This is a genomic window from Acidovorax sp. DW039 (genome assembly GCF_037101375.1).
GTDB lineage: Bacteria > Pseudomonadota > Gammaproteobacteria > Burkholderiales > Burkholderiaceae_C > Acidovorax.
In genome coordinates, this window is record NZ_AP029020.1 from 357,873 (window position 1) to 364,914 (window position 7,042).

4 protein-coding genes are annotated in these 7,042 nt (G+C 53.8%); 2 read left to right on the top strand and 2 right to left on the bottom strand.

All coding sequences use genetic code 11. The features are described 5' to 3' along the window. Positions 1 to 83: 83 nt before the first annotated feature. Together AACH87_RS23350 and AACH87_RS23355 are read right to left on the bottom strand one after the other, a co-directional pair. Positions 84 to 1,151 (bottom strand): FecR family protein, encoded by a 1,068-nt coding sequence (locus AACH87_RS23350; protein WP_338799209.1) that lies wholly within the window; start codon positions 1,149 to 1,151, stop codon positions 84 to 86. 42 nt (positions 1,152 to 1,193) lie between these two features. Further along, the gene (locus AACH87_RS23355) at positions 1,194 to 1,697 is read right to left on the bottom strand and encodes a sigma-70 family RNA polymerase sigma factor (RefSeq protein WP_338799211.1); all 504 of its coding nucleotides are present in this window, start codon (positions 1,695 to 1,697) and stop codon (positions 1,194 to 1,196) included. 1,226 nt (positions 1,698 to 2,923) lie between these two features. Between AACH87_RS23355 and AACH87_RS23360 the strand changes: the two genes are divergently transcribed. Together AACH87_RS23360 and AACH87_RS23365 are read left to right on the top strand one after the other, a co-directional pair. Beyond that, positions 2,924 to 3,271, top strand: coding sequence for an H-NS histone family protein (locus AACH87_RS23360; protein ID WP_338799212.1), 348 nt, complete (start codon positions 2,924 to 2,926; stop codon positions 3,269 to 3,271). A gap of 261 nt (positions 3,272 to 3,532) precedes the next feature. Then, entirely contained in the window at positions 3,533 to 3,955 is a 423-nt protein-coding gene (locus tag AACH87_RS23365; RefSeq protein WP_338799214.1) for a DUF1810 domain-containing protein, read from the top strand. The last annotated feature ends 3,087 nt before the right edge of the window (positions 3,956 to 7,042 follow it).

Genomic DNA, 7,042 nt, shown 5'->3' on the forward strand with positions numbered 1-7,042 from the left:
CACACCATGACGAACGAGCCGAAAAAAAGGATCAACTTGAAGAGCAGATTCCCTGCCGACCGCCGGACAGGTCTGCCTGAGTTTCAGACAGGAACCACCGTAGTCCACAGCGGGGTGACAGTCTGCAAACGCACGGGCAGTGTCTGGGTCAGCAGATACAGGCATCGGTCAGGCTCCAGCACGGGAAACACGCCCGAAATCTCCAAATGGCGCACCCTGGGGCTGAGCCGTAGTACGCCTGGCCTGTAGCGGCCCACCTCCGCCACGAAGTTCTCCAGCGGCATGCGGTTGGCCACCAGGAGTCCTGCAGCCCATGCGCTTTCCTGAACCTCGTCCATTTCGGACACGGGGCCCAAACCGTTGGTACCGAAGCGAATCTGCTGGCCTGCCCCCACGCGGGTGGAGTCGTGCCCCAGACTGACTGCCACACCGCCCTCAAAAACATTCACCCGCGCACCTTCATGGCCCACCCGGAACAGATCGGAACCCTCATGGCGCACAGAAAACCGCGTACCCAGGGCGCGCACAGTGCCACCTGACGTTTGCACCACCAAGGGCGGCAGCGAAGCCGCCCCCTGAACGCCCAAAGCTGACGCCGTTGTGACCTGTAGCTCGCCCTGATGCAATTGCAGCAGCCGCTGCGATTCGGTGAAGTGCACATCCAACGCTGTGGCGGTGTTCAGCAACACCTCAGAGCCGTCAGCCAGCCATACGCGCCGCTGTTCGCCCGTGGCAGTGCGGTAGCCCGCATTCCAAGTTCGCCATGGCATCTCGGACCATGCGAGCCAGGAGACAAGGGGAACCGCAGACAACCACACCAGCTGGCCCCAGACCCGACGCCGTGAAACAGCGGAGTTGGTGCTGCGGTTTAGCACCGAGCGCGCTACATCCGATGGCGCAGCACGCAGCCCGCCCAGACGCTGCTCCATCCGCTCCCATGCCTGCAAGCGTTGCGGTGACTCGTTCAGCCACTGCATCAGTGCCTGCTCATCCGCAGCCGTCCACTCACCCGAATGCCTGAGCACCAGCCACTGCACCATTTCCCGCAGAATCGGATCCGCCTCAGTCAACACACTGCTGTCGTCTGGCCCCTCAGCACTGGCAGGTGCACCGACCTCACAACAAGAAGACTGCAATGGAAGCTCACTCATGGGCAAACACGCAAGGACGCATAGCCACCTTCACAGCCAGCATCAGGCATGCAACATCAACGCCTCAAAAGCCCGGGCCATGTGCCGTTTGACGGTAGGCACCGAGATGCCTAGCTGCGCAGCAATCTCGGCATAGACCAGCCCCTCCACCTGAGACAGCAAAAAGATGTGTCGCGTTTGCGAAGGAAGGCGGTGCAGGCACGCATCGATCAGATGGAGCGTCTGCAACAACTCCATGCGCCACTCAGGCGAAGGGCTGGTGTCTTCTGGCAAAGCGGCAACAGCCTCGGCATAAGCCCGCTCCAATTCCTGGCGGCGCCAGTGGTCTGCGAGCAAGTTGCGCGCGATAGTGGTCAGATAGGCCCGTGGCTCACGCAAATCAGAAGGGATGCGCGCCACCAACAACCGCACGAAGGTGTCATGCGCCAAGTCTGCAGCACGTTGCTCACACCCCAACTTGGACCCCAACCACCTGTGCAACCAAGCATGGTGGGTGCCATAAAGCCCTTCAACCTTGAGGTGCTGATGGATGTCAAGCCGAAGCATGTTGAGAAGGGATTAGAGCGGCGCAAAAAATTTTAAATGAGAATAATTATCACATACAAAAAGTTTTGGACTGCCCACAATTGCGCCCAATATCGGGTATCAATGCTTGAGGAATGGCGCACCGCTCGCTTTGGCGCTGATTTGCAAAACCCTTGGCGCTTGCCTGCGCTGACAGCATGCAGGCCTACGGCTCCCTGCACGATGTCCTGCACCGACATCGGCACTTTCGTCACACTGCGGGTAGTGCGCGCAGACGCTTGCTCGGCAGAGCTGCTCATTGAGGCAAACTCGCGGGCTCATGCCCCCGTGGTCACAAAAGACAGTACCTCTGAGGCTTCAACAGTGACTTTTTGGCGCGAGGAACCCTGCTCCATCTTTGCCCTCCACCAGTTCGCAGACAACGCTCTTGGCGGCCTCAGCCGCAGTCATCTTCTTGGCTTCGGCGGATAGGTCTTAGACGTTGGGGTCTGACATTGATCACACCTCCATCACAGTGGCCGCAGTAGCGCGGCGCTTTCGATGGAGTGACTGTTCCGGGAGGGGCACAAAAAACTAAGGCCAGCGTGTGCTGGCCTTAGTCAATAGAAGGCCCAAAGGGGCTTACTTAGCGCTAATCATTCGATCCAGAACCTGGGCTGCAGGGCTGACACCACAAACTGCCGATAGGTCATTCAGCCGGGCATATGGGTCACGCCTCACCTGAATGGTCTGTTGCTGGATAGCGGCATCACAAGACTGTCGATCTCGCAGCATGGGTATGGTGAACGCAAGGCCTGTCCCGCTAACCAAGACAAAGAGGCTACCGACAAGGAACGTAGACGTTCGCATAAAAACACTCCTTAAAAAGTTTTCAGCTACGGGGCTGCAATGGTCGGTGAGATAGGCTTGGGCTCAAAGTTATTCGGCATTGGGCACTTGTCCATGCTAACTAAATTGCGCTTGTCACACCCATCCGTAAGTCGCTAATGCATTCAAGGGCTTATCGACCAAGCCTTTTCCTTGCGGCAAGGCGTCATGCATACGCTGCTCAAAAACAGTAGCAAAGTTGCAGCTTGCCCCAGCACTCGCGCAAGCAGACATTGCTAACATTCCACTGGCAACCCTGCCAGGGTGACTAAGCGGCCTCGGACTAGCGAGGACCTTATGGAAGGAGTATCTGCTTTGCAGTGGCTGCTGGCGAAGAGCGCCTCTAGTGAGCGCAAGAGACGCCTTTTACAATTCCCCCTATGACCACAGAAATCCAAGAGTTGGACCGCCAGATTGCTGAACTACAAGCCCGCCGTGACAAGCTAGTGAGAGAGCACAAGAGCGAAGCTATCAAGACTGCTCGCCAACTGGTTGAACAGTTCAGCCTCACTCCCGCGCAGGTGGGACTCGGCTCCATTAGCCGTAAGCCGCTTCCTCCATCCACCAAACGGCCTACCACCTTTTACGATCCCAACCGTGGTCTCTCCTGGGATGGCTCCTTGAGCAGCCGTGGACGCAAGCCCGCGTGGATAGCACAGGCCATCGCCGACAAGACTATTGAGTTTTTCCGAGTAAAAGTACAGTCCGCGACGACAAATTCCGCCTAATAGATCTAGGACGGCAACAGAATGACAATGCGGCTGCTTTTTGTTGACTGGCACAACACCTCAATCAGCACTCGGGGAGCCTGAAGAGAAGTGGCGTCCCTATCAGCGGCCGTCAAGTGTGCGCAGCTTGGCAGGCACTTTCATCTGTTGCGTTCGGCTCATAGCCGTACTTGCCTACATGTAATCCGTCCTCTAGCATCCATCCAAATTCCCAAAGGTTTAACGCTCTCTCAATAGCCTCAGCGGCGCGCCCCCTCCACTATGCCTCTGCCCCCTGTACTTGACCGTTTTTTACAGGCTCAAGAGCCAGTATGGTCTCGGGTACAGAATGAGTTGAAGAGCGGTAAAAAACGCACTCATTGGATGTGGTTTGTCTTCCCTCAATTCAAGGGGCTTGGACGAAGTGAAACGGCTGCACGTTATGCCATCCAGTCCGTTGCAGAGGGGAAAGCATATCTTTCACATCCAGTTCTGGGGAGCAGGTTACGTGAGTGTTGTCACACTCTTGCGGGTTTAGAAAGTACATCTGCGTTGGATGTATTCGGAACGCCAGATGACCTCAAACTGCACTCATGCATGACTTTATTTTCTGTTGTGTCAAACAATGAACCAGTATTTCAAGCAGTGCTTGACAAGTTTTTCGATGGGCGTGCAGATCCACTCACACTCGACTTGATTGAGTAAGCTTCATCGCTCGCGGGTCTCCAATGCAGAACTCCCGTGTTTATCCAGCCTAAGATCAGTCCGGCTTGGTACTTAGTGTCGACGAGCAACAAAATTTGAGACGAAGCAATAGTGTCTGAGACAGATAGCACTGTGGTTGCGCTCACTATGAAGCGATTGCTTCCATCCGAACTTCTCCGCCGGATGATGACGATCAGCCAAAGGCGAATATTGCGATGAGCGATTTCACTGTCGTAAAGAAAGGAACGTGGCTATACGACGGTACTGTGCCAACGGGTGTCCGTATTGTGAGTTGCTCGGTTCGCTATGGATCGAGCGACAGGGCAGACCCACCGGAGATCCAAGGAGATCAAACGGTTTCGGGGTTCGACGTCCAATGGGCTTCACCTACAAAGCCGCATGACTTTTGGAAATATCCGTCTGTAGTGTTCCTCACACTGCAAGATGCAATCATTCACGCGGAACAAGCAGCATGGGCGTCATCGACCTTGAAATGGGACCAGTTTTGACGCCCGCTCTAGGTCCAACCCCGCTTACATTCTTAACCCAAACAGTCGTTCGGCGCCCTGCCTTAAACGGCACGAAGCTCATGCTATGCGTGCTGAGGTTCAGCTCTCAGCACGTAGCGGAATCTATCCCACTCAGGCTCAGCTAGGCTGGAAAGATTCAGATGAGGTCTCAACAGACCTCATCACATCTGATGCGCCAGACGGCTTCGGCAAGAAGTTGTCCGAAACCACGAAGACTCCTGCGAGATCCACCTCACCCCGCAAGGTCAATGGGATGTTCTGGGCATCTAGTCCGTCATACCCTTGCAGGTCGAACGCGCCAGATAGTGCAACTTCGAAGCGCGTCGATTGCACAACTCGCTTTATGGCAAGCGACTCAAGGCGCACTTCATGGTGTACTGCTAAGTAAATGGAGCATTCGATAGATCCAGGAGCGGAGCTGGATTGCAAACTTACTCCGTCCAGGCTTATCCAGTCCCGAACAGGTCATTGCAGCCACTCACACAAGACCGAGCATCCCCTGCCCTCTCCTTCCCATGACATCGAAGTGCACGGCAAGGAAAGATTCCAAAACAGACCACGTGGCACACCCGAAGATATGTTCTCAAACACATGATCGTAGAGTTCGCCACGTTGATCTTGTACGCTAAAAATCGATAGGGTCATCTGCTGCTCAAAGTGCGTAGGTTCAGCGTGTCAGTTGATGGCCGACTGTGGGCGGTCAGACTGCATCGCGAAGGCTTAAAGCGGGACGTGCGAGCGGACTACTATGTCCTCGGTTCCAGCGCTCTGCTAACCGCGCACCAGAATGCTGCTGTTCAGTCATCGCCCGCGTCCCTCTCTAGCTCGGACAGATGTTGTGCATACCTTCATGCATCGAGCCCTTGACTAACCACTAGTTTGAGCGACTATCGACAGACTTTGACATAGTCCATTGCTAGAGGGGCTGGGCATTTTCAGGCTACATGGTGGTAGGCGGGTTGGCTGGCCGATAGTATTCATTTGCAGACACGGCACACTTGTGCTCGAAGGGCACTTTAGCGCTGTCTCAGACTCTCTTAGCGAATAATCGCCTGCCGCGCTCCGTCGCGCCCTAGTTGGCTTTCGCAGACTTTATTGGCATGGAACACCTAGCCATTGCCAGCGTGGATCAAAATAAAAATTATCAGCATCAGTCAGTGACAAACACAGCTCACAGCTGACCATCTACACAATCCATGTGAACACCAGCAATTTAAAAAAGCATGGCTCAGTGATATGAAAACTCATAGATGCCGACATCACAGCACGGGCTATCCAACGCATTGATCTTTGGAGGCTAGTCACCAGGTGGAAGTCGGCAGGGGTAGACCGCTAGTGGCCTACCTCTTGCTCGATGCTTAAATGACCGCATCGAGGTAACGAAATTCATCCGGCCAATGAGGTGCAAAAGTCAAACAGCCCGATATCTCACTCCCAAACCTGACCGACATCGCCAGCCAAGAGCCACTACGAGTTGAATAGACAACCAATCAACGGTTCGCATCTCTATTCGAGGCTCGCCTCACAAGCATTGGACGACGCAAGAGGTAGGGAGTGACTTTTAAAGAATGTCTAACCCAATCAAATAAGGGATTGCAATTTTCGTTCTTTTGCAACGCCAAAAAATTTTCTAACTTCCTGTGCAACAGCCCACGCACGAGCTGTTAAAAAATCAAGCCTCTATGGCACAGGCGTCATTGACAACACCCTTTTCCGAAGATCGGCTGCCTAGGTTCAACCGGTGAGTCTCTTAACGGGAAAACTCACGCCAAGCATCGTTGCTCTCCGCAAATAAGCGAGCACTCGATTGCTTAGATCACAGGATCGATGGGTGACATAGAGTCCATTGTTGAGGTCAAAGCACCCCCTTCTTCGCTCCGGAATACCACCCAAGTACGCATCCCTCCTACCGGACACTCCAGATTCGACAACATCTCATGGCACAGCACACTAGCTACCCCCAAGACCAGCCACCTAAGCGACGAACCTGTTAAAGCGAATAGTATCCAGCCATTGCACCTCACTTACACACCACAGAAAATCCTCGCAATTCCATTTCGACAAAGATATCGCCGACAACCAAACCTCCAACACACTCAACAAAGCAGATCCAACACCACCCGAACAGCAATCTCACAACCATCAATACAGAGCAGCGTCACCCCAAACACAACCGACGCCCCACCAGCGCCAAAACCGACCTCGATCAAGACAACATAGATTCGCACACCCCATATCCAAGCGATCGTCCCAAGATGGCTCGATGCAAGATCGGAGTTTCAACCGGTTGAAACTCCACACCCCAAGAGCCACACCAACCACCAAGACACAATGAAACAACCCCAATAATCGACAAAAACCCCAAAACAACAAACATCCAGCCAGACAAGTTTCAACCGGTTGAAACTCAATCGCACCGTAGAAACCCAAGCCACCAAAGTTTCAACCAGTTGAAACTCTATAAAAATCACAAAATATAAACATCGAAACCAATAAGCACATAGTTTTTAGAGACTTCAATGAGTTATTGTGAGATAATTGCATTATTGGAGGATTT